Genomic DNA, 20575 nt, shown 5'->3' with positions numbered 1-20575 from the left:
GTACGGCCGGTCGACACCGGTACGGGAGCTACACCGCCAGCCACACCGCCTGGTCCGGCCCCAGTACACCGCCCTCGACCGGGCCACTGGCCGCCAGGATCGCGGAGTGTCCGGGCAGCCCGTACGGCTCGGCGGAGAGGTTGACCACGCAGACGAAGCCCGGCTCGCGGCGGAAGGCCAGCACCCCGTCGGGGGTGTCCAGCCAGGTCATCGTGGAGTCGCCGAGCGCGGGGTGGTCGCGGCGGATACGCAGGGCGGCCCGGTAGAGCTCCAGCATCGACCCCTCGACGCCGGTCTGGGCCCCGACGCTCAGCCCGGCCCAGTGCGCGGGCTGCGGCAGCCAGGGCTCGGCCGTGGCACCGTCGGGGCTGAAACCGTAGGGAGCGGTGAGGCCGGACCACGGGATGGGGACGCGGCAGCCGTCGCGGCCCCTGTCGGTGTGCCCGGAGCGTTCCCAGATCGGGTCCTGGAGGACGGACTCGGGCAGGTCCTCGACCTCGGGCAGGCCGAGTTCCTCCCCCTGGTAGACGTAGGCGCCGCCGGGCAGGGCGAGCATCAGCAGGGCGGCGGCCCGGGCGCGCCGGGTGCCGAGGTCCGGATCCAGGGGGCCCTCGGGTTCGTAGCGCGAACTGACCGTCCAGCTCCGCGCGGCGGTACGGCCGTAGCGGCTGGGGTGGCGCATCACGTCGTGGTTGGAGAGGACCCAGGTGGCCGGTGCGCCCACCGCCCCGAGCATGCCGAGGGAGTCGTCGATGACGGCCCGCAGGTCCTTGGCGTCCCAACCGCACATGAGGAAGTCGAAGTTGAAGGCCGTGTGCAGTCCGTCCGCACGGACGTAGGCCGCGAGACGCTCCGGGGTGTCCGCCCACGCCTCGGCGACGAACGAGCGGTCGCCGGGGAACTCGTCGGCGACCTTGCGCCAGGACCGGTAGATCTCGTGCACCTCGTCCCGGTCCCAGTGCGGATGGTCGAGGTGGTGCCGTATCTCGTCGCGGCGGGTGAGCGGCCCCACCACGGCCGGTTCCGCCCGGGGCGGCAGGTCGGGCAGCTCCGGGTGCTTGATCAGGCCGTGGGCGACGTCGATGCGGAAGCCGTCGACGCCCCGGCTGAACCAGAACCGCAGGATCGACTCGAACTCCGCCCGCACCTCGGGGTGTCGCCAGTTCAGGTCGGGCTGCTCGGGGGCGAACAGGTGCAGGTACCACTCCCCGTCGGGCAGCCGGGTCCAGGCCGGGCCGCCGAAGCAGGAGACCCAGTCGTTCGGCGGTTGCGAGCCGCCGGGTCCCCGGCCGGGGCGGAAGACGTAGCGTGCGCGTTCCGGGCTGCCGGGGCCGGCCGCCAACGCGGCCTGGAACCAGGCGTGCTGGTCGGAGGTGTGGTTCGGCACGATGTCGGGGATGACGCGGATCCCGTGCTCGTGCGCCTCCTCGATGAGCCGCTCGGCGTCGGTCAGGGTGCCGAAGAGGGGGTCGATGTCGCGGAAGTCGGCGACGTCGTAGCCGTGGTCGGCCATGGGCGACGTGTACCAGGGGTTGATCCAGATGGCGTCCACGCCCAGTGACTTGAGGTAGGGCAGGCGGGAGCGGATGCCGGCGATGTCGCCGACGCCGTCGCCGTTGCCGTCGGCGAAGCTGCGGATGTAGACCTGGTAGATGACGGCACTGCGCCACCAGGGTGCGGAACGGGGCATGTCACTCCTCACAGAGGACCGGGGTGGCTACTTCGCGGCGCCGGCGGTGAGTCCGGCGACGATGCGGCGCTGGAAGAGCAGCACCATGACCACCAGCGGAATGGTCACGACGACGCCCGCGGCCATCTGGCTGCCGAACGGCGTCTGGTAGGTGGTGGCGCCGGAGAACTTGGAGATGGCGACCGTGGCGGTCTGCATGCTCGGCTTGTTGGTCATCGACAGGGCGATGAGGAACTCGTTCCAGGCGGCGATGAACGTGATGATCGCGGTGGTGAAGATGCCCGGCGCGGCCAGCGGCACGATGACCCTGCGGAAGGCCTGGCCGCGGGTGCAGCCGTCGACCATCGCCGCGTGCTCCAGCTCGTCCGGCATCTGCCGGAAGAACGTCGTCAGGTTCCACACCGCCAGCGGCAGGGTGAAGGACATGCTCGGCACGATCATCGACTGGTAGGTGTTGATCCAGCCGATGTCGGTGAACAGCTTCAGCAGCGGGACCACGATCGACACCACCGGGAACATCGAGGTGGCGATGATCAGCGTCAGGATCAGCCGCTTGAAGCGGAACTCCAGCCGGGCCATGGCGTAGGCGGTGAAGGTGGCGAGGAGCAGGGACAGGGCGGTCGTGACGCCGGCGACGATCAGGCTGTTGAGCAGCGCCCTGTTGAATCCTTGGCCCGCGCTGAACACCGACCGGTAGTTCTCGAGGGACAGCGGGGAGGGGATCAGCGACGTGCTGAAGATGTCGCTGCCGGGGCGGAGGCTGGAGACCAGCATCCAGTAGAAGGGGGCCAGGCAGTAGGCCACCACCAGGGCGATGCCCAGATAGGGCAGCCACTGCCGCCACTTGGGCGTGAGGGTCATGCCGTCACCTCCTGCATGCGGCGCAGCGGCACCCGGGCTGCACGGCGCCTGCTCCTCTTCGTGCCGCCGGCGTCCCCGAGGAGATCGGCGCCCAGGAGCCGGACGAAGGCGAGCGCGATGAGGAAGACGTAGAGGAAGAGGAGGACCGCGTAGGCGGCGGCCGGTCCGAAGCGGACGTTGGACGCCTCGTTCTGCGCGAGCATCGACAGTGTCTCCACGGAGCCCTTCTGGGCGCCGATCAGGATGTAGGGCAGGTCGAACATGCGCAGGGCGTCGAGGCAGCGGAACAGCACCGCCACCAGCAGCGCCGGCTTCACCAGGGGCAGGGTGATGCGCCAGAACTGCTGGAGTGCGCTCGCCCCGTCGAGCCGGGCCGCCTCGTAGACCTCCTTGGGGATGACCTGGAGGCCGGCCAGCACGAGCAGGCCGATGAACGGGGCGGTCTTCCACACGTCGGCGATGACGACCGCGATCTTGGCGGAGAAGCCGTCGGCGGTCCACAACACCTGGTGCCCGAGGAGGACGTTGGCGATGCCGTCGGCGTTGAAGATCCACTTCCAGAGGAGTCCGGAGATGGCCGTGGGGATCGCCCAGGGCACCAGGATGCTCGCCCGCACCAGGCCGCGGCCCCGGAACGCCCGGTGCATGATGAGCGCCATGGCCACGCCGATCACCGTCTCCAGTGAGACCGTGACCACGGTGAAGAAGGTGGTGTTCCAGAAGGCGTTCCAGAAGCGGTCGCCGGCCTGGGTGAAGATGTCGGTGTAGTTCTTCAGCCCGACGAACGGCTCGGTGGCGCTGATGAACCCGGTTCTGGGGTCCAGGCCCTTCGGCCCGTACAGGGACTCGTCGAGCGCCATGAGCGTCGGGTAGAGCACGACGATCGTCAGCACCAGCAGGGTCGGGGAGACCAGGAGTGCGGCCAGGCGGCCCGCGCCCGCGGTGGCCCGGGGGCGCGGGTGGCGGGGGTGCTGCCTCACTGCGCCGTCAGCTTCTGCAGGTCCGACTGCAGGTCCTTCAGCGCCTGGGCGCTGCTCTTCTTGCCGGTGAGGGCGGCGTAGACCTCGTTCTGGACGGCGGCGGTGACATCGCCGTACTGCACGACGCGGGGGCGTGGCACGGCCTTGGTGATGGACCGCTTGAGGTCCGGCAGGTACGGGAACTGCTTGTCCAGTGCCTTGTTGTCGTACAGGTTCGCGTACGGCGAGGCGAGCGAGGCGTTCTTCAGGAAGTAGGTCGAGCTCTGCTCGCTGGTGAAGAACTTCATGAAGTCGAGCGCGGTGGCCTTGTTCTTGGCGAAGGACGACAGGGCCAGGTTGGAGCCGCCGAGGCTGGAGGCGCCGGGGCCGTTCAGGCCGGGCAGGGGTGCGACGGCGAACTTGCCCTCGACGGCGCTCTTCTGGGCCAGGGAGTACACGTAGGGCCAGTTGTTGAGGAAGATCAGCTTGCCGGACTGGAAGGCCTGCCGGCCGTCCTCCTCCTGGTAGGTGATGGCCTCCTTGGGGATCGTCCCGTCCTTGAAGGACTTGACGAGGAAGTCCAGGCCCTGCTTCGCCTGCGGGGTGTCGACGTCCGGTTTGCCGTCTGCGTCGACGATCCGGCCGCCCGCGGAGTTCACGGCCTCGGCGAAGTTCACCGTCAGGCCCTCGTACTTCTGGAACTGCCCGGCGTAGCAGGACATGCTCTTCGCCTCGGGCAGCTTCTTCACCTTGGCGCAGTCGGCGGTCATCTGGGCCCAGGTGGTGGGGGGCCGGGTGACCCCGGCCTTCTTCAGCAGGTCGGTGCGGTAGAACAGCAGGCCGCCGTTGGAGCTGGCCGGTACCGCGTAGAGCTTGCCGCGGTACTTGCCCGTCTCCACGACCGGCGCGAGCATCTTGCCGAGCGGGAACTGGTTCGCGGGCAGCGGCTCGATCCACTGATGGGCGGCGAACTCCGACGTCCACACGACGTCCGTGGCGAGCACCGTGTAGGCGTCGGACTTCGTCTCCGCGTTCTGGATCATCTGCTGGCGCTGCGAGTCGGCGTCCGTCGGCAGCTGGATGAAGGTGACCTTCTCCTTGGGGTGCGCCTTGTTCCAGCGGTTGATGATGGTCTGGACGGTGCCGGTGGTGTCCTTGCCCGCGACGTACGTGATGGGGCCGCGGCCCTTGAACGACGCCGTGGTGGCCTGCGCGGACTGTCCGGAGCCGCTGCTGCCGCCGGACGAGCCGCACGCGGTGAGGAGGAGCCCGGCGGCGGCGAGCGCTGCGGAACACTGGATCGCTCTGGCGGTGCTGGTCTTCACTGTCTCTCCTGGTCTGACGAACCGAAGTCGTGTCTGTTCCCCCGGATTGGCTTTGGTCATGAGATTGCGTTGCCACGGCATTGCACTGCTAAAAACCGCAGTTGACAGCGGGTGAGAGGCGTCCCTCCGAGGCGTCTTCGAACCTGTCGAGACAACGCTTGCACGCTAGGAGCGGCCCGTGGGGAAGTCAATGCGCCCCAACGTCGTAAGAGGGCAAGAATCAGGTGAGACAGCGCTGCCAAGGGCGGCCGCCGGATGGGGTGTACCCGTGCTAGCGTTCGGCGCATGCCTCCAGGTCAGCGGCACCCCACGATGGCTGACGTCGCGGAGCGGGCCGGAGTGTCCACCTCCACCGTCTCGCGCACCCTGCGCGGCCTGTCCACCGTCTCGCCACAGGTCCGCGCCCGGGTCGAACAGGCGGCCCGGGAGCTGGACTTCGCGGTCTCCCGTCATGCCGCGAGCCTCGTGACGGGCCGGACCCGCAATGTCGCGGTGCTCGTGCCCACCCTCAGCTCGTGGTTCATGGGTGCGGCTCTGTCGGGCCTCGCCGGCGTCCTGCGGTCGGCCGGCATGGAACTGACGGTGTATGTGATCCCCGAGATGGCCGAGCGCACGGCGTTCTTCGAGCATCTCCCGGCCCGGCGCAACGCGGACGCACTGCTGGTGTTCTCCTTCGACCTCACCGAGGAGGAGACGGCGCGGCTGGACGACCTCGGCATGCCGGTCGTCTACGTCAGCCAGCACGTCGACGGACGGCCCAGCGTCTACGTCGACGACGTGGCCGGTGCCCTGCGCGGCACCCGGCATCTGCTGAACCTCGGCCACCACCGGATCGCCTATGTGCGGACGGAGGGCGCCCGCGGGTTCTCCTTCAGCTCGCAGGAGCGGCTGGTCGGTTACCGGCAGGCGCTGACCGAGGCCGGTCTGCCCCTCGACGACGACCTCGTGGTCGCCACCCCGGCGGGCGACAAGCGGGGCGCCGCCGAGGCGGTCGGCGGGCTGCTGGGGCTGCGGGAGCCGCCGTCCGCGGTCTTCGCCGAGCAGGACGAGGTGGCCGTCGCCGTGATCTGGACGCTGCGCGCGACGCGGATCGAGGTGCCCGGCCAGGTGTCGGTCGTCGGCTTCGACGACCAGCCGGTGGCGCAGTGGTTCGACCTGACCACCGTGGCCCAGTCGCCCTCGGCCATCGGCCGGGAGGCAGGGGAGTTGGCCCTGTCGCTCATCGACGACGCCGGCGCGGACCGCGAGCGGCACATCGTGCTGCCGACCCATGTGATCCCCCGGGCCACCACCGCCCCGCCTCCCGCCCCCAGGCACGCCCCGGAGCCCCGACTGCCGCCGGACTGAAGGAAATCAACGCACCTCGTCGAGGGCCCTGTCTACACTCGGCCCGACACAAGGGGGCTGCCGTATGACCACCGGGGCGAACACCGTCGGAGACGTCTTCAGCGCGGGAGCGGAGGAGTTCCACCGCTGGTCCGGGGCGCTGTGGGACCCGGTCGGCGAGGCCACGACCGCCGTGGCCGCGCCGGCCGACGGCGAGTCCGTGCTGGACGCCTGCTGCGGGGCGGGGGCGTCGGCCCTGCCGGCCGCGCGGGCCGTGGGTCCGGCGGGGCGGGTGGACGCCGTGGATCTCGCGGCCGGGCTGCTGGCGATCGGCGAACGCCGGGCGCGGGAAGAAGGCCTGGACAACCTCCGCTTCCACCGCCACGACGTCACCTCGTGGCCTGTGACCGGCGACGGCTACGACCTCGTGCAGTGCGCCCTCGGCGTGTTCTTCTTCCCGGACATGGACCGGGACGCCGCGGCCCTGACCCGGAAGGTGCGCCCTGGCGGCCGGTTCGTCGTGACGGTCTGGGAGAAGGGCGCGCTCGACGGCTGGCAGTCGGCGCTCCGGGACGCGGTCCTGACGGAACGCGACCTCCCGCGCCCCCCGCAGCGGGACCAACTCGCCCGGATCGACACCGCGGACACCCTCACGGCCTGGCTCCAGGACCTCGGCGGCAGCGTGCCCCGGGTCGTCCGGCGGCAGTTCGACACTCCGCTGTCCCCGGACACGGCCTGGGTCCTCGCCACCGGCAGCGGCACCCGCGGGATGCTCACCGGACTCTCACCGGCCGCCGTGGGGCGGGTGCGCACCGAGTTCACCACCCGGATCGCCTCGGCCGCGGTCACCGACCTCGACGTACGCATCCTCACCGGAACGGCCCGCTTCCCCGGCTGACCCCGGCCGCCCCGGGGCCGAGCCGCTCGCCGTCCTCGTGCGTCACGCCTGCGCGAACCGTTGACCACGGCAAAGGCACCCCTTATCTTCTGACCCACTTCATGGCCGACTTCTCGAACTACGTTCGAAATACCGGACAGAGGTGGCTCGTTCCCACTCCCCGATCACCCGCTGGAGAACCCCCTTGAGACGCATAGCCGTTCGGCTGCTCCTGGCCGTCCTCATGGCCTTCGCGACCTGCCTCGCGGGCGCGCCCGCCCAGGCCGCCGTGCCCGACTCCCCCGCCGTCACCTACACCAACCCGGTCGCGGAGAAGCGGGCCGACCCGCACATCTTCAAGCACACCGACGGTTACTACTACTTCACCGCGACCGTCCCCGAGTACGACCGCATCGTGCTGCGCCGGGCGACCACCATCCAGGGGCTGAGGACGGCCCCCGAGACCACCATCTGGACCAAGCACGCCAGCGGTGTGATGGGTGCCCACATCTGGGCGCCGGAGATCCACTTCATCGACGGCAAGTGGTACGTGTACTTCGCGGCCGGCGCCACCAACGACGTGTGGGCGATCCGGATGTACGTCCTGGAGGGCACCGGCGCCAACCCGCTCACCGCCTCCTGGACGGAGAAGGGCCAGATCAAGACCCAGTGGGAGAGCTTCTCGCTCGACGCCACGACGTTCGTCGTGGGCGGCGTGCGCTACCTGGCCTGGGCGCAGCGCGACCCGTCCGTGAACAACAACACCGACATCTACCTCGCGAAGATGGCCGACCCCTGGACGATCACCGGCACTCCGGTGATGCTGTCGCGGCCCACCTACTCCTGGGAGACCGTCGGCTACAAGGTCAACGAGGGGCCGGCGGTGATCCAGCGCGGCGGCAAGGTCTTCATGACGTACTCCGCGAGCGCCACCGACGCCAACTACTGCCTGGGCATGCTCACCGCCTCCGCGAGCGCGAACCTGCTCAGCCAGGCGTCCTGGAGCAAGAGCCCCACCCCGGTGTTCGCCAGCAGCGCCGCGACCAGCCAGTACGGTCCGGGCCACAACTCTTTCACCGTCTCCGAGGACGGAAAGAGCGACATCCTCGTCTACCACGACCGCAGCTACAAGGACATCAGCGGCGACCCCCTGAACGACCCCAACCGCCGCACCCGGGTGCAGAAGGTGTACTGGAACGCCGACGGCACCCCGAACTTCGGCATCCCGGTGGCCGACGGGGTCACCCCGCAGCGCTTCTCCTCGTACAACTTCCCGGACCGGTTCGTCCGGCACTACGACTACCGGGCGAGGATCGAGGCGAACGTCACCAAGCTCGCCGACTCGCAGTTCCGGGTCGTGCCGGGTCTCGTCGGCAGCGGCACCGTCTCGCTGGAGTCGGCCAACTTCCCCGGCTACTACCTGCGGCACAAGAACTTCGAGGTGTGGCTGGAGAAGAACGACGGCAGCGCGCAGTTCGCGTCCGACGCGACCTTCCACCAGCGCGCCGGACTCGCGGACCCGGCGGGCGTGTCGTACGAGTCGTACAACTACCCGGGGCGATTCGTCCGCCACTGGGAGTACCTGCTGAACGTGCAGGCGGTGAGCACGGCCACCGACCGGGCGGACGCCACCTTCTACACTCAGTGACAGCACGGTAAATGCGCGTAATGCCCTGAATGTCTTCCCGAGGGGCGGGCACTCAGGGCGTGTGCACACACAAGAGCGCAAGCGACCGCGCAGGGTGCTGCTCACCGGGTGGTTCAGCTTCCGGGACAGGGAGGCGACCGCCGGGGACGTGCTGGCCCTGCGCCGGGTGGAGGACGTGCTGCGGGGGACGGGCATCCCCTACGACGTCGCATGGAGTCCCCGTTTCCGTCCGGAGGCCCTGCATCTGGACCGGCTGTGGCCCGAGGACTACACCCACCTGGTGTTCGTGTGCGGCCCGCTGCACGGGCCGCAGGTCGAGGAGCTGCACCGGCGGTTCGCGCACTGTGTGCGGATCGCCGTCGGCACCTCGGTGATCGACCCCGGCAGCGCGGCCGTGACCGGCTTCCACCGGGTGCTGCCCCGGGACGGGCCGGACAGCGAGCCGGTGGAGGACCTCGCGGCCCGCGCCCCGGACGTACCGGCGCGGCCCGTCGTCGGGGTGATCCTGGCGCACGGCCAGCACGAGTACGGACACCTGCGGCGGCACGGGCAGGTCGCCGAGGAGGTGACACGCTGGCTGGCCACGAAGGACTGCGGCCGACTGGAGCTGGAGACCCGGCTGGACACGCACGACTGGCACCTGAGCGCGACGCCCGCGCAGCTGCAGTCCGTGCTGGCCCGGCTGGACCTCGTCGTCACCGACCGGCTGCACGGGCTGGTGATCGCGCTGCGGGTGGGCACGCCGGTGCTGGCGGTCGACCCGGTCGCGGGCGGCGCCAAACTGACCGCGCAGGCCCGGGCCTGCGGCTGGCCCGCGCTGGTGCCCGCCGAGCGGCTGGACGTGCGGCAGCTGGACCGCTGGTGGGACTGGTGCCTGACCGGTGGCCGGGTGACTGCCCGGCAGATCCGCGACGGATTCCGCGAGGGCACCGTGCCCGACAGCGCGGACCGGCTCGTCGAGGCGCTGGCACGGCCGGTGCCCGGTTAGCCCGGGGCCACCTCGGGGCATCCGCTTGTACGTCCCCCGCTGTACTTCCCCCGCCGCACGTCCCCCCGGGAGGAGAGACGGTCCGGCCGCCCGGAAGGAGTAAGCGTGTCCATCGGCCGACTTCCCGAGAACGAGCAGCGCATCCTCGACGAGATGGAACGCGCCCTGCGCCGCGACCGTCGCCTCGCCCGCAGGCTGCGCACCCACCGAGTGAGCCGCTGCCCCGATCCCGCCCGGGTCCTGGCCCGTCTGGCCTCCTACCGTCCCCGTGGCTGGACCGTGGCGGTCCTGCTCGCGGTGTCGGTCGGGCTGATGGTGGCCGGGATCGTCACGTCCGAGCCGGGTGTGATCTGGGCGTTCGCCGCGCTGTGGCCCCTGACCCTGTTCGCCGCGTTCCGGCTGATGTGCCGGTGGTGCGGGAGCTGAGCGCGGTCCTTCCCGCTACGCCCGCGCCGCGCCGGGCAGTTCGCCGACGGCGTGCAGGACGTCCTCGGGGGTGATGCGCAGGAGTGCGGGGTCGGGCCGTCGGCCGTGCGGGTCTCCCTCCGGGCCGTACCACAGGGCGCGGTGGCGTGGGCCGGGCGGCGGGCCCCAGCGGCTGGGCGCGACCGGGCCGAACAGGGTGACGGAGCACGTGGCGTGGGCGACCGCGAGGTGGGCGATGCCGGTGTCGCCGCTGATCACGGCGCAGGCCCCGGCGACGAGGGCGGACAGCCGTCCGAAGGGCAGGCCGCCGCCGAACACGTCGGTGTCGGGCAGGCCGGCCTGCTTGGCGAGCCGGGCCACGAGGTCGCCCTCGGCCGGGCCGCCGGTCACCACGACCCGCAGGCCCCGGGCACGCAGTTCGGCCGCGACGGCCGCGTACCGCTCGACGGGCCAGCAGCGCGCGGGTGATCCGGCGCCGGGATGCAGAACGACCGCACCGGGCGCCGGGGACGCGATCCGCGGGCGGGGCAGCAGCAGATCGTCCGGGTCGGCTTCGATGCCGTACGCCCGCAGCAGCCGGCACCAGCGGTCCCGTTCGTGTTCCTCCGCGTACCAGGGCGGGCCGTCGATCCCGGGCAGATCCGGGTGGGCGAAGGCGAGCAGCCTCAGCGGGCGCAGGCCCATGAGCAGCCGGTGGCTGGGCGGGCCGTTGCCGTGCAGGTCGACGGCGACGTCCGGGGGCGGGCCGGTCCAGTCGAGGGTGCGCGGGACCGCCCGGCCGGGGGCGGAGGCGGGCAGCAGCCGGTCCACGGCCCCGGTCACCGCCGCGACGGGCGCGAGTTCGGCGGGCGCGGCGAGCACGAGTTCGTGCTCCGGGTGGGCCCGCCGCAGGGCGCGCAGCGCGGGGACACCGGCGAGCAGGTCACCGAGCCCGAGGGCGCGCAGGACGAGGAGGCGGGGGCGTGCGGGCTGCGCTGTCCGGTCCTGGGTCATGCCAGCAGCCTGCCGTGCGCCCGCCGGGTCCGCCGCCGCTGACCCGCCCATCGGGTGCCGCCCGCCACCGACGCGGCCGGGTCGGTGAGGAGTGACGGCTCAGGTGCCCGGGCGGCCCTCACAGTGCCCGGGGCCGTCGCATGGTCGGCCTCTTCCTCATCCCGGCCGCGCGCTCGTGAACTGCTGGACGTCAGAGCACCAGCGGCCGAAGGGGGTGATCTCGACTCGGATAGCCTAGGGTTACTGACGGCCTACCAGGGGGCTGTGATAGCGCAGTTGTGGAGATTCGAGTCAAGTGGCAAGCCGTAGGATTCCCTCAGGTGTCTGGATATCCGTGCTCATGCTCGGAGCGTTGGCAGTGGTGGTCGCATTGGGGCTACAAGCGCAGGGCAGCGTGCCTGAAGGCGGCTTGGCGGCAAGCTCACCCAAGCCGACTGCGAAGCCCTCTCCGACAAGGACTCCCGAACAGGGGAACCCTATTCCAGCCGATTCGGGGACAGGGCGCCGCATTGTCTATTCAGTGGAAGGCCGACGCGTCTGGCTCGTGAGTGAAGGAGAGACCGCCCTCCGGACATTCACGGCCTGGCCGGGAACGATCGCTCCCGCTCTCGGTGCTCACAAAGTGACCTTCAAGCGGGAGCAAGGCGTGGGGTCAGACGGTGTACAAGTCGAAAATGTGGTCTATTTCGGAAAGATTTGGGCCTTCTCGAACGCGTCCGACGGGGCGTCTCCGTCACCGAACCCCGATCTCCAGACCGGTGCAATACGGCAGCGCATCGATGACGGAGCCGCCATGTGGAAGTTTGCGGAGGTCGGAACGAGTGTCAACGTAGTGAAGTAGCCGTCAATCGCCTTCCATCACGACCTTTCGAGAATGCCGCGTACGGTCGCGTCACGTTCCTCGAGCCTCATTCGTATCCCCTCCAGGGCCTTCTTCCTCTTGGTGAGCTCTTTGTTTTGAATTTCAACTTCCCCTTGGAACCAGACTTGGGCGACGTTGAATTTCTGCTTGCACTGTGCGTCCCTGATGGCGACAGATACTTCAGATTTACTGGGACCGGCTGATTTCCAGTCCCACCGGGGGTCCCGCATTGCATCCATCGGCGTCTTGTACGTGAATCCGACGCTGGACATGCAATCTGACCATTTGCCGAACACTGACGACACCTCAGGCAGCTTCATCGACTCAACATAACTGAATTGCTTGATCTGGTCAGTCAGGCCGTTGTCCGTGAACGAGGGGACTTCCTCCGATGCCTTCCTTGAGCAGTTTCCGACCACTGCCTTCTCCTTTTCCAGAGGCGCCTCTGCTGAAGCTCCTCCGTCTCCCAGCGCCATCATGAAGTGGTAGCCATAGCGAGACTGTGCGTCGTTGGTCGGCCCATATCGGCCGGCCATCAGCGACGGCAGGCTCACCCTCTCCGAGGAGGGCATCCTGTACTTCGCCCGTTTCGATTTCAGGCACGCGTTGATGAGTGTCTGCCGGGCTTGCGAGACTCTTCGGCGCTGCGACTCGGTCTCCATGTACTCCTGGACTGGGAGGACGAGGTCAGGAAGAGGGTCCAAGAGGCTTTGTTGGTTGATTCGGGGAGCGGGGGAGGGGGAAATCTCTTCACGCGCGTCCGCCGGCTGCGGCCCCAGGGAACATGCTGAAGTCATGAAACTCAACGCCGAGCCCAGCAGGGCGGCTGCAACGTGGCTGTGCCTGGGCATTTTGATGCACCTTCACTGTCTTATCTGCGGTAGGCATAGAGAAGTGCCCGTCAGCATGGAGCGTGACGGGCACTTGGAAGACGTGTTCTAGATGTAGAAGCTCTGCCAGGAGGCGTTCTGGTTGTACGTGTTGACAAGCTGCTTGTTGGTGTTCGACGTGATCTGGTCGTAGTTGCCCAGGAAGCCCGAGTTGAAGTAGACGCGGACGAAGTCGCTTGTGCAGACGCAGCCGCCAGCCATGCTGTATGAGGCGGAAGCTGAATTATTCTTCACGGCCTGACCAGCACCAGCGCCGCTCCCGTTGTTCGGGTAGACGTAGCCCGCCAGATCGGAGACCCGGCCAGTGTTGCCGTTCCATCTGTAGTAGGAACCCGCTTGGTTCGAGTTGTAGTAGAGACAGAACCCGATACCCGTAGAGGAGTCTGTGGGGCACTTTCCTGTCGCTGCCTGCGCCGGTGTCAGAAAAGTGAAAATCGAGGCCATGGCGGCAATGAAGACGCCGAACGCGTACCCTGCCTTGCGCATTCTTTACTACCCTTCAGTACGAAAATGAACGCGTTCAGCCTAGCCGCAAGCGAGGTGAAGATCAACTTCATTCCAGCCACATTTTTCGAAATGACATATTGTCTATTATGTAAATTTGCAGCATTCGAGCCCGAATCGACCCATTGGGTTGCAGTATCGACTGGCGAGTTCCCTTTTGCGGCCATTAGGACATCTCGGTTACAGCTGGGCCCGCTGATCCGGACGGCGCATTTTGGGCTGACCTCGACGTCCGAGCGCCGTACGCCGAGGAATCATGTGGGCCGGAAAGGCCGGAGGACGGACGTCCTGCTCCTGATCGGTGGTGAGTGGCTGGCCTCGGATCGGGCTTGGTGGCGGCGTCGCCAGGCGGACCGGTTGGACGACCAGGTCGATGAAAGGCGTTGGATCTCGTTGCAGGTGAGCGGTATGAGGGCGTCTCGTGCAGAACGGCGGGCGTGCTCGTCTGCTCGGACGATGGCGAGGAAGGCGTGCGCGAGCATGCCCAGGGTGGCCCAGCGGGACAGGACGCGTAGCGGCGGACCTGATGCTCGTCCAGGGCGGCCAGGCCCTTTCCGGATTGGAAGAACTCCTCTACTCGCCATCTTGATCCAGCGACTGGCACCAGCGTGGTCGGCGGCACCGGTGTGGGCGAGTAGCAGCGGTAGTAGGCGAGTTCGCCGGTGCTGCGGTTGCGGCGGATCAGCAGTTGGCGACTGCCGGGCCTTGGGTCGGCGAGGTCGATGACGGCCCAGTCGTAGAAGCGATGGCCCTTGGTTCCGGCCCCGGCGGAGAGCTTCTGCCAGGCCCGTTTGGGCACCTTCCTGGCCAGCGTGTCCGCACGGAACTTCCCCGCGACGGTGGTGACTTCGTGCGAGCAGGCCACCGCGAGGATGTAGCGGGTGCCGCGTTTCTCCAGCGCGTCTCGCAGCTTGGGGTTGCCGCCGTAGACCTCGACGCCCGCGACCCATGCGGCCTGATGGCCGGCGTCGGCAGGTCCGACAGCAGCCCGAGCACCAACTGCCTCGCTCGACGCCGGGGTTCGACCCGCGCAAACCGCCCCGCTATCCGGCTCATCAGGCCCTCGAACGCCTCCTGCCAGCGGGCAGGGTCTACGCTGTGACCTGCGGCCACCGCATGATCTTCAGTCTTCACACACCGATGATCAACGGTGGCCGCACCGTCTCCACAGCGCGTCAGGGTCGCGCAGCGTCCGCCTGCCGTCCCGTGTCAGGAGGACATGTGCAACGTGGCGAAGTCTGGTGGGTCGAGTTCGACGAGCGGCGGTTGGTCGTACTGCTGTCGGGAGACGACGCGTCCGGGATCCGGGTGATGCAGGTCGTCGCTCCGGCGGGCGTCGACATCAGCGGTCTGGGCGTCGAAGTGGTAGTAGGCGCCATGGAGGGACTGCCCTTCGAAGGCGTGCTGCGGTTCGCGTTCCCGCGTCCAGGCTTTACCCCTTGCACGTGGCTGACCACCGTGTCCCGAGACGACCTGATCGAGCGGGCGGGCGCCCTGTCCTCAGCGAAGCTCAGCGAGATCGAGGATGCCCTCCGACTCGGTGAACAGGAGAAGGAGTGGACCCCGGCGACGACCGCGAAGCTCAGCGAGATGAGGGACGCCCTCCGTCTCGGCGGACTCGCCTAGGCCGAGAAGGAACGGACGCCCCCGATGGCGTGGCCGATCTCGTCCGGACGATCGACGCTGGCCACCTGTCTCCTCGGCGCCCCTCACCATCGAGATCACGATCTACGGCTGGAGTACTAGCGGCCAGCCGTCCATCGGCGCCAAGGTGACCTCGCCGTGTAGGGGCGTGCATTGCGCGCAGGGCGGTTCGTTGCGCGCCCTGCGGCAGCCGTAGCCGCCGACGCCGCCGTGTGGGAAGGGCCCTTGCGGTGGGCGGCGAGCCGGTAGAGGCCGTCGGATACGAGCTCGGTGCGCAGTTCAAGGTCGTCGGCTCAGAAGTCACCGGATGCCAAACGGTCGAGGGCGAGCGCCTTGCCCGAGGCGCTCACAGGTGCCCGAGGCCGTCACAGGTGCCCGTCCGGTCCTGGGCCGGCCGTGAACGCCTCCTCGATGGGGCGTTCGTCGACGAGGACGCGGCCTTTCGGCGGTCCGTCCAGCACCGCGCGGACGGCGGTGAGCAGGTCCGGCGCGACGTGGTCGGCCCGCGTGGTCTCCTCGGGGCGAGTGCGCCCGTTCGGGATGAGGATGCCGTGGGCGCCCGCCCGGCGCGCGGCCTCCGCGTCGGCGGCGGTCGCGCCGACGACGACGAGTTCGGCGGGCCCGGTGCAGATCCGCCCGCCCGCCCAGAGCAGCATGCCGGGGTTCGGCCTGCGGCAGCCGCAGCCGTCGTCGGGGCCGTGCGAGCAGACCGCGAACACGTCGAAGGGGCCGAGGAGTTCGTCGACACGGCGGTTGACGCGGCGGACGTCGGCGTCGGTGAGCAGTCCGCCGGCGACGCCGGGCTGGTCGGTGACGACGCCGGTGCGGATGCCGTGCTCGCGCAGCAGGGCGAGCGCCTCGCGGGCGCCGTCCACGGGGCGTACGCGGTCGGGGTCGGCGTTGTGCGGGACGTCGTCGACGAGTGTGCCGTCTCGGTCGAACAGCACGGCCTTGACCGGGCTCACGGGGTGGCCTCCTCCTGCCAGACGGGCGTGTGTCGGTGGCGCCGGGCACCTGCCGGCCGGTGCCAGGTCGCGGTGGGCGGGATGAGCGCACGGGAGGCGAGCGTCGTCGTCACCTCGTGGCGGGTCCGCGGGCCGGGGGCGATCCGGGCGCGGGCGAACTCCGCGGTGCCGGCCGCCCAGCCGAGGGCGCAGGCCGTCTCGGCCCGTCCGTGGCCGGTGGCGGCGAGGGCGCAGGCGGCGATCCCCGCGGTCGTGATGACCGCGTGGGTCAGCCCGGTGGTGCGGACGGCGGCGGGCCCACGACCGCCGCCGCCCAGCACGGTGGTCCGCTCCCGCAGGTCGCCGAGGACGCTCAACGGGTGCCGCAGCGGGCCGGGTTCGGGGTCGGTGCGGTCGTCGACGAGGACGATCTCCGCGGGGCGCGGCCCTGTCGCGGCGGCGAGCGCGGCGAGACAGTCGGCGAGGGTGTCCGGTACGAGGGTGGGGATCACGACGGCGTACGAGGTCATGCGTGCGGCCCTCCCTCCGGCGGCGTGCGGACTACCGTGCTGGCGAGTGCCGCGGTACGGCTCCCTCAAACACCAGGTCAGGCCCGTCGGGGCACGCCTCGGAGACTATAAATGGCGCGTATACACGCGATGTATAGTCCCGGCATGCCTTCTCCGACCAAGAAGATGAAGAAAACGGGGACCGCGTTCCGAACGGCCGGAACGCTCGCGGCGACCGCCGCCCTCACCCTCGCCCTGAGCGGCTGCACGGGGTCCGACACCACGGCTCCCAGCGCCGTGCGGGCCCGCCCGGCCTCGGACATGGAAGCGGTCCGCTTCGGCGCCGTCGACTGCCGCGAGGTCAAGTGCATCGCGCTCACCTTCGACGCCGGGCCGAGCGAGCACTCCGCCCGGCTGCTGGACATCCTGAAGGAGAAGCAGGTCCCGGCGACCTTCTTCCTCCTTGGCGAGCGGCACATCGAGAAGTACCCGGAGCTGGTGCGGCGCATGGCCGACGAGGGCCACGAGGTGGCCAGCCACACCTGGGACCACAAGATCCTGACCGAGCTGAGACCCGAGGAGATACGCGAGGAGCTGGAACGCCCCAACGAGGAGATAGAGCGCCTCACCGGCCGGCGCCCGACCCTGATGCGACCGCCGCAGGGCCGCACCGACGACACCGTGCACGCCATCTGCCGCGAACTCGGCCTCTCCGAGGTCCTGTGGAGCGTGACGGCCAAGGACTACCGTACGACCGACTCCGACCTGATCACCCGCCGCGTCCTCGACCAGTCCTCCCGGGACGGGATCATCCTCCTGCACGACCTCTACGACGGCACGGTGCCGGCCGTGCCGGGCATCATCGACGCGCTGAAGGAACGCGGGTACGTCTTCGTGACGGTGCCTCAGCTCCTCGCACCGGGGAAGGCGGAGCCGGGCGAGGTGTACCGGTGACGCCCCATGCGTTCCCTACGATCGGGGGGTGGCGAACTTCCTGCTCGAACGCACCGTCCCGCTCCCCCTCGACGAGGCGTGGCGGCGGATCACCCGGTGGCAGCGGCACGGTGACGCGGTGCCGCTGACCGTGGTCAGGGTCGTGCCGCCCGGTCCGACACGCGAGGGCACGCTCGTCGTGGCCCGCTCGGGGGTCGGGATGCTGGCCTTCGACGACCCGATGGAGGTGACGGTATGGCAGCCGCCGCGGGACGGGGCCACGGGGTTGTGCCGACTGGAGAAGCGGGGGCGGGTCGTCCTCGGGTGGGCGGAGCTGGAGGTGCGGCCGGGGCCGGGAGGGCGGTCCCGCGTGGTGTGGCGGGAGGAGATCAGGGTCCGGTTCGCGCCGTCGGTCTTCGACGGCGTGGTGCGGCGCTCCTCGCGGTACGTGTTCGGGCGGGCCCTGAACCGCCTGCTCAGACAGCCCTGACGCGCCGGCGCCGGTGGGGCGTTTCCCGACCGGGCCTCAGGCCACCGAGCCGATCCGCCCCACCGACTTCGCCTCCGGCTCATGGTGGATCGGCGTGTGCGCCCCGGTCAGGGAGAGGCCGCTGCCGCCACGCCGTCCGGCGACGATCTCCGACGCGATCGACAGGGCCGTCTCCTCGGGTGTACGGGCCCCGAGGTCCAGGCCGATCGGCGAGTGCAGCCGGCTCAACTCCAGCTCCGTGACACCGACTTCGCGCAGGCGGGTGTTGCGGTCCAGGTGGGTGCGCCGGGAGCCCATGGCACCGACGTACGCCACCGGCAGACGCAGCGCCAGCTTCAGCAGCGGCACGTCGAACTTGGCGTCGTGGGTCAGCACGCACAGGACCGTACGGGCGTCGACGTCCGTGCGCTCCAGGTAGCGGTGGGGCCAGTCGACGACGATCTCGTCGGCGTCCGGGAAGCGGGTCCGGGTCGCGAAGACGGGGCGCGCGTCGCACACGGTGACGTGGTAGCCGAGGAACTTGCCCATGCGGACCAGGGCGGAGGCGAAGTCGATCGCGCCGAACACGATCATGCGGGGTGCGGGGACCGAGGACTCGACCAGGACCGTGAGAGGTGTCCCGCAGCGGGAGCCCTGTTCGCCGATCTCCAGGGTGCCGGTGCGGCCGGCGTCGAGGAAGGCGCCGGCCTCGGCGGCGACCGTGCGGTCCAGTTCCGGATGGGCGCCGAAGCCGCCGTCGTACGACCCGTCGGGGCGGACCAGCAGGGCCCGGCCCGTCAGTTCGGGCGGACCCGACACGATCCGCGCCACCGCCGCCGCCTCCCCTCGGGCGGCGGCGGTGAGCGCGGACGCGACCACCGGGCGGACCGGATCGGCGGCCCGTACCGGGGTGACCAGGATGTCGATGACGCCGCCGCAGGTCAGGCCCACGGCGAAGGCGTCGTCGTCGCTGTACCCGAAGCGCTCCAGGACGGTTTCGCCGTCCCGCAACGCCTGCTCGCACAGGTCGTAGACCGCGCCCTCCACGCAGCCGCCGGAGACCGAGCCGATCGCCGTGCCGTCGGTGTCCACCGCGAGCGCGGCGCCGGGCATGCGGGGCGCGCTGCCGCCGACGGCCACCACGGTGGCCACCGCGAAGTCACGGCCCTGCTCGACCCACCGGTTCAGCTCCTCGGCGATGTCCAGCATCTGTCTCGGTCTCCTTGGGGTTGCGGCGGGCGGGGCGTCAGTGGACGCCCAGCCAGCTCTCGATCGGGTTGAGGGCGAAGTAGACGAGGAACACCGCCGTGAGGATCCACATGAAGGCGCCGATCTCGCGCACCTTGCCCTGGGCGGTCTTGATGGCGACGTAGGAGATGACGCCCGCGGCGACACCGGTGGTGATGGTGTACGTGAACGGCATCAGCACGACCGTGAGGAACACCGGGACGGCGGTGGCCCGGTCGGCCCAGTCCACGTGCCGGGCGTTCATCAGCATCATCGCGCCGATGACGACGAGGGCGGCGGACGCGACCTCCTGCGGCACGATCGCGGTGAGCGGGGTGAAGAACAGGCAGGCCGCGAAGAACAGGCCGGTGACCACGGAGGCCAGGCCGGTGCGGGCGCCTTCGCCGACACCCGTCGCCGACTCGATGAACACCGTCTGGCCGGAGCCACCGGACACGCCTCCGATCGCGCCGCCGGCCCCGTCGATGAACAGCGCCTTGGACAGGCCCGGCATGCGGCCCTTGTCGTCGGCGAGCTTGGCCTCGGTGCCGACGCCGATGATGGTGGCCATCGCGTCGAAGAACCCGGCGAGCACCAGGGTGAAGACGATCATGCCGACCGTCATCGCGCCGACCTCGCCCCAGCCGCCGAACCGCACGTCCCCGAAGAGCGAGAAGTCCGGCATGGAGACGGCGCCGCCGTGCAGTTCGGGTGCTCCGCCCGCCCACTGCCTGGGGTCGATGACGCCGGCGGCGTTCAGGATCGCCGCGACGACCGTGCCGCTGACGATGCCGATGAGGATGGCGCCCGGGATGTGCCGGGCCTGGAGCATGAAGATCAGCAGCAGGGTTCCGGCGAAGAGCAGCACGGGCCAGCCGGCCAGTTCGCCCGCCGGGCCGAGCGCGAGGGGCGTGGCCTTGCCCTGGTGCACGAAGCCGGACTTGTAGAAGCCGATGAGGGCGATGAACAGGCCGATGCCCATGGTGATGCCGTGTTTGAGCGCGAGCGGGATCGCGTTCATGATCATCTCGCGCAGGCCGGTGACGACCAGCAGCATGATGACCACGCCGTACATCACGCACATGCCCATCGCCTGCGGCCAGGTCATCTCGGGTGCGACCTGGGAGGCGAGGACTCCGGAGACGGACAGGCCGGCGGCGAGGGCCAGGGGCACCTTGCCGACGAAGCCCATCAGCAGGGTGGTGAAGGCCGCCGCGAACGCGGTCGCGGTGATCAGGGCCGGCTGGGCGAGCGTGTCCCCGGCCGCGTCCTTGCCGGACAGGATCAGGGGGTTGAGCAGGAGGATGTAGGCCATCGCCATGAAGGTCGTGATGCCGCCGCGCACTTCACGGGCGACCGTGGACCCTCTGTGGGATATGTGGAAGTACCGGTCGAGCCAGGACCGTCCGGCCGGGACGCGGGTGCCTTCACCCGCGTCTTCGGCTGTGGTCCTCGGCTCGGTCGACTGCTGGGTCATGGGTGCCGTCTCCCAAGTTTCAA

At 69.8% G+C, this 20575-nt stretch carries 19 protein-coding genes and 1 pseudogene; 8 read left to right on the top strand and 12 right to left on the bottom strand.

Annotation, left to right across the window (positions count from 1 at the left end; translation table 11 throughout):
- Window positions 1–28 precede the first annotated feature (28 nt).
- Genes ACIRDU_RS06830 through ACIRDU_RS06815 form a run of 4 tightly spaced genes read right to left on the bottom strand, consistent with a single transcriptional unit; the run spans window position 29 to window position 4835 of the window.
- Window positions 29–1690 carry a glycoside hydrolase family 13 protein gene (locus tag ACIRDU_RS06830; RefSeq protein WP_403575537.1) on the bottom strand — a complete coding sequence of 554 codons (1662 nt, stop codon included), beginning with the start codon at window positions 1688–1690 and terminating at the stop codon, window positions 29–31.
- Window positions 1691–1717: 27 nt separating this feature from the next.
- Window positions 1718–2551 carry a carbohydrate ABC transporter permease gene (locus tag ACIRDU_RS06825; protein WP_403575535.1) on the bottom strand — a complete coding sequence of 278 codons (834 nt, stop codon included), beginning with the start codon at window positions 2549–2551 and terminating at the stop codon, window positions 1718–1720.
- Entirely contained in the window at window positions 2548–3531 is a 984-nt protein-coding gene (locus ACIRDU_RS06820; RefSeq protein ID WP_403575533.1) for a carbohydrate ABC transporter permease, read from the bottom strand. The genes ACIRDU_RS06825 and ACIRDU_RS06820 overlap by 4 nt, the downstream gene beginning before the upstream one ends.
- Window positions 3528–4835, bottom strand: a complete 1308-nt coding sequence (locus ACIRDU_RS06815; RefSeq protein WP_403575531.1) for an ABC transporter substrate-binding protein — start codon at window positions 4833–4835, stop codon at window positions 3528–3530. The genes ACIRDU_RS06820 and ACIRDU_RS06815 overlap by 4 nt, the downstream gene beginning before the upstream one ends.
- Before the next feature lie 312 nt (window positions 4836–5147).
- Here ACIRDU_RS06815 and ACIRDU_RS06810 point away from each other — a divergent pair, with 312 nt between their 5' ends.
- From ACIRDU_RS06810 to ACIRDU_RS06790, 5 genes are all read left to right on the top strand, one after another.
- On the top strand, window positions 5148–6182 hold the full coding sequence (locus ACIRDU_RS06810) for a LacI family DNA-binding transcriptional regulator (RefSeq protein ID WP_403577279.1): 1035 nt from the start codon (window positions 5148–5150) through the stop codon (window positions 6180–6182).
- A 64-nt stretch (window positions 6183–6246) separates the two neighbouring features.
- Window positions 6247–7059 carry a class I SAM-dependent methyltransferase gene (locus ACIRDU_RS06805; protein WP_403575529.1) on the top strand — a complete coding sequence of 271 codons (813 nt, stop codon included), beginning with the start codon at window positions 6247–6249 and terminating at the stop codon, window positions 7057–7059.
- Between the two features lie 184 nt (window positions 7060–7243).
- A complete protein-coding gene (locus ACIRDU_RS06800) occupies window positions 7244–8686 on the top strand; it encodes a family 43 glycosylhydrolase (RefSeq protein ID WP_403575527.1) in 1443 nt (480 codons plus the stop codon).
- A 61-nt stretch (window positions 8687–8747) separates the two neighbouring features.
- On the top strand, window positions 8748–9674 hold the full coding sequence (locus ACIRDU_RS06795) for a polysaccharide pyruvyl transferase family protein (protein WP_403575525.1): 927 nt from the start codon (window positions 8748–8750) through the stop codon (window positions 9672–9674).
- 105 nt (window positions 9675–9779) lie between these two features.
- Window positions 9780–10100: a DUF3040 domain-containing protein gene (locus tag ACIRDU_RS06790; protein WP_403575523.1), complete on the top strand. Its 321-nt coding sequence runs from the start codon at window positions 9780–9782 to the stop codon at window positions 10098–10100.
- Window positions 10101–10115: 15 nt separating this feature from the next.
- Here ACIRDU_RS06790 and ACIRDU_RS06785 read toward each other — a convergent pair whose 3' ends face one another.
- The 4 genes and pseudogenes from ACIRDU_RS06785 to ACIRDU_RS06770 all read right to left on the bottom strand — a co-directional run.
- Window positions 10116–11093, bottom strand: a complete 978-nt coding sequence (locus ACIRDU_RS06785; RefSeq protein WP_403575521.1) for a glycosyltransferase family 9 protein — start codon at window positions 11091–11093, stop codon at window positions 10116–10118.
- An 858-nt stretch (window positions 11094–11951) separates the two neighbouring features.
- Window positions 11952–12806: a hypothetical protein gene (locus tag ACIRDU_RS06780; RefSeq protein WP_403575519.1), complete on the bottom strand. Its 855-nt coding sequence runs from the start codon at window positions 12804–12806 to the stop codon at window positions 11952–11954.
- Window positions 12807–12893: 87 nt separating this feature from the next.
- Entirely contained in the window at window positions 12894–13331 is a 438-nt protein-coding gene (locus ACIRDU_RS06775; RefSeq protein WP_403575517.1) for a hypothetical protein, read from the bottom strand.
- Between the two features lie 272 nt (window positions 13332–13603).
- Window positions 13604–14322: pseudogene (locus ACIRDU_RS06770) on the bottom strand (transposase); the annotation flags it as partial.
- A 248-nt stretch (window positions 14323–14570) separates the two neighbouring features.
- Here ACIRDU_RS06770 and ACIRDU_RS06765 point away from each other — a divergent pair.
- A complete protein-coding gene (locus tag ACIRDU_RS06765; RefSeq protein WP_403575515.1) occupies window positions 14571–14975 on the top strand; it encodes a type II toxin-antitoxin system PemK/MazF family toxin in 405 nt (134 codons plus the stop codon).
- A gap of 383 nt (window positions 14976–15358) precedes the next feature.
- On the opposite strand, the gene ACIRDU_RS06760 is transcribed toward ACIRDU_RS06765, so the two are convergent.
- Together ACIRDU_RS06760 and ACIRDU_RS06755 are read right to left on the bottom strand one after the other, a co-directional pair.
- Complete coding sequence (locus ACIRDU_RS06760; RefSeq protein ID WP_403575513.1) at window positions 15359–15958, bottom strand: HAD-IIIA family hydrolase; 600 nt, start codon at window positions 15956–15958, stop codon at window positions 15359–15361.
- Entirely contained in the window at window positions 15955–16467 is a 513-nt protein-coding gene (locus ACIRDU_RS06755) for a hypothetical protein (protein WP_403575511.1), read from the bottom strand. Before ACIRDU_RS06755 ends, ACIRDU_RS06760 begins: the two co-directional genes overlap by 4 nt.
- Before the next feature lie 144 nt (window positions 16468–16611).
- Between ACIRDU_RS06755 and ACIRDU_RS06750 the strand changes: the two genes are divergently transcribed.
- Together ACIRDU_RS06750 and ACIRDU_RS06745 are read left to right on the top strand one after the other, a co-directional pair.
- Window positions 16612–17400, top strand: a complete 789-nt coding sequence (locus tag ACIRDU_RS06750; RefSeq protein WP_403575509.1) for a polysaccharide deacetylase family protein — start codon at window positions 16612–16614, stop codon at window positions 17398–17400.
- A 28-nt stretch (window positions 17401–17428) separates the two neighbouring features.
- The gene (locus tag ACIRDU_RS06745; RefSeq protein ID WP_403575507.1) at window positions 17429–17869 is read left to right on the top strand and encodes an SRPBCC family protein; all 441 of its coding nucleotides are present in this window, start codon (window positions 17429–17431) and stop codon (window positions 17867–17869) included.
- 36 nt (window positions 17870–17905) lie between these two features.
- Here the strand turns inward: ACIRDU_RS06745 and ACIRDU_RS06740 are convergent, their stop codons facing one another.
- Window positions 17906–19057, bottom strand: coding sequence for an XdhC family protein (locus ACIRDU_RS06740; protein ID WP_403575505.1), 1152 nt, complete (start codon window positions 19055–19057; stop codon window positions 17906–17908).
- A gap of 37 nt (window positions 19058–19094) precedes the next feature.
- Window positions 19095–20552, bottom strand: coding sequence for an NCS2 family permease (locus tag ACIRDU_RS06735; RefSeq protein ID WP_403575503.1), 1458 nt, complete (start codon window positions 20550–20552; stop codon window positions 19095–19097).
- Window positions 20553–20575 lie beyond the last annotated feature (23 nt).

The organism is Streptomyces sp. NPDC093598 (assembly GCF_044764825.1).
Taxonomy (GTDB): Bacteria; Actinomycetota; Actinomycetes; order Streptomycetales; family Streptomycetaceae; genus Streptomyces.
This window is presented reverse-complemented; position numbering and strand designations above follow the sequence as displayed.

Bases quoted from the DNA above. Each gene is read 5' to 3' on its own strand.
- ACIRDU_RS06830 (WP_403575537.1), bottom strand. From the start codon at position 1,690: ATGCCCCGTTCCGCACCCTGGTGGCGCAGTGCCGTCATCTACCAGGTC.
- ACIRDU_RS06825 (WP_403575535.1), bottom strand. From the start codon at position 2,551: ATGACCCTCACGCCCAAGTGGCGGCAGTGGCTGCCCTATCTGGGCATC.
- ACIRDU_RS06810 (WP_403577279.1), top strand. From the start codon at position 5,148: ATGGCTGACGTCGCGGAGCGGGCCGGAGTGTCCACCTCCACCGTCTCG.
- ACIRDU_RS06805 (WP_403575529.1), top strand. From the start codon at position 6,247: ATGACCACCGGGGCGAACACCGTCGGAGACGTCTTCAGCGCGGGAGCG.
- ACIRDU_RS06785 (WP_403575521.1), bottom strand. From the start codon at position 11,093: ATGACCCAGGACCGGACAGCGCAGCCCGCACGCCCCCGCCTCCTCGTC.
- ACIRDU_RS06780 (WP_403575519.1), bottom strand. From the start codon at position 12,806: ATGCCCAGGCACAGCCACGTTGCAGCCGCCCTGCTGGGCTCGGCGTTG.
- ACIRDU_RS06775 (WP_403575517.1), bottom strand. From the start codon at position 13,331: ATGCGCAAGGCAGGGTACGCGTTCGGCGTCTTCATTGCCGCCATGGCC.
- ACIRDU_RS06755 (WP_403575511.1), bottom strand. From the start codon at position 16,467: ATGACCTCGTACGCCGTCGTGATCCCCACCCTCGTACCGGACACCCTC.
- ACIRDU_RS06750 (WP_403575509.1), top strand. From the start codon at position 16,612: ATGCCTTCTCCGACCAAGAAGATGAAGAAAACGGGGACCGCGTTCCGA.
- ACIRDU_RS06740 (WP_403575505.1), bottom strand. From the start codon at position 19,057: ATGCTGGACATCGCCGAGGAGCTGAACCGGTGGGTCGAGCAGGGCCGT.
- ACIRDU_RS06735 (WP_403575503.1), bottom strand. From the start codon at position 20,552: ATGACCCAGCAGTCGACCGAGCCGAGGACCACAGCCGAAGACGCGGGT.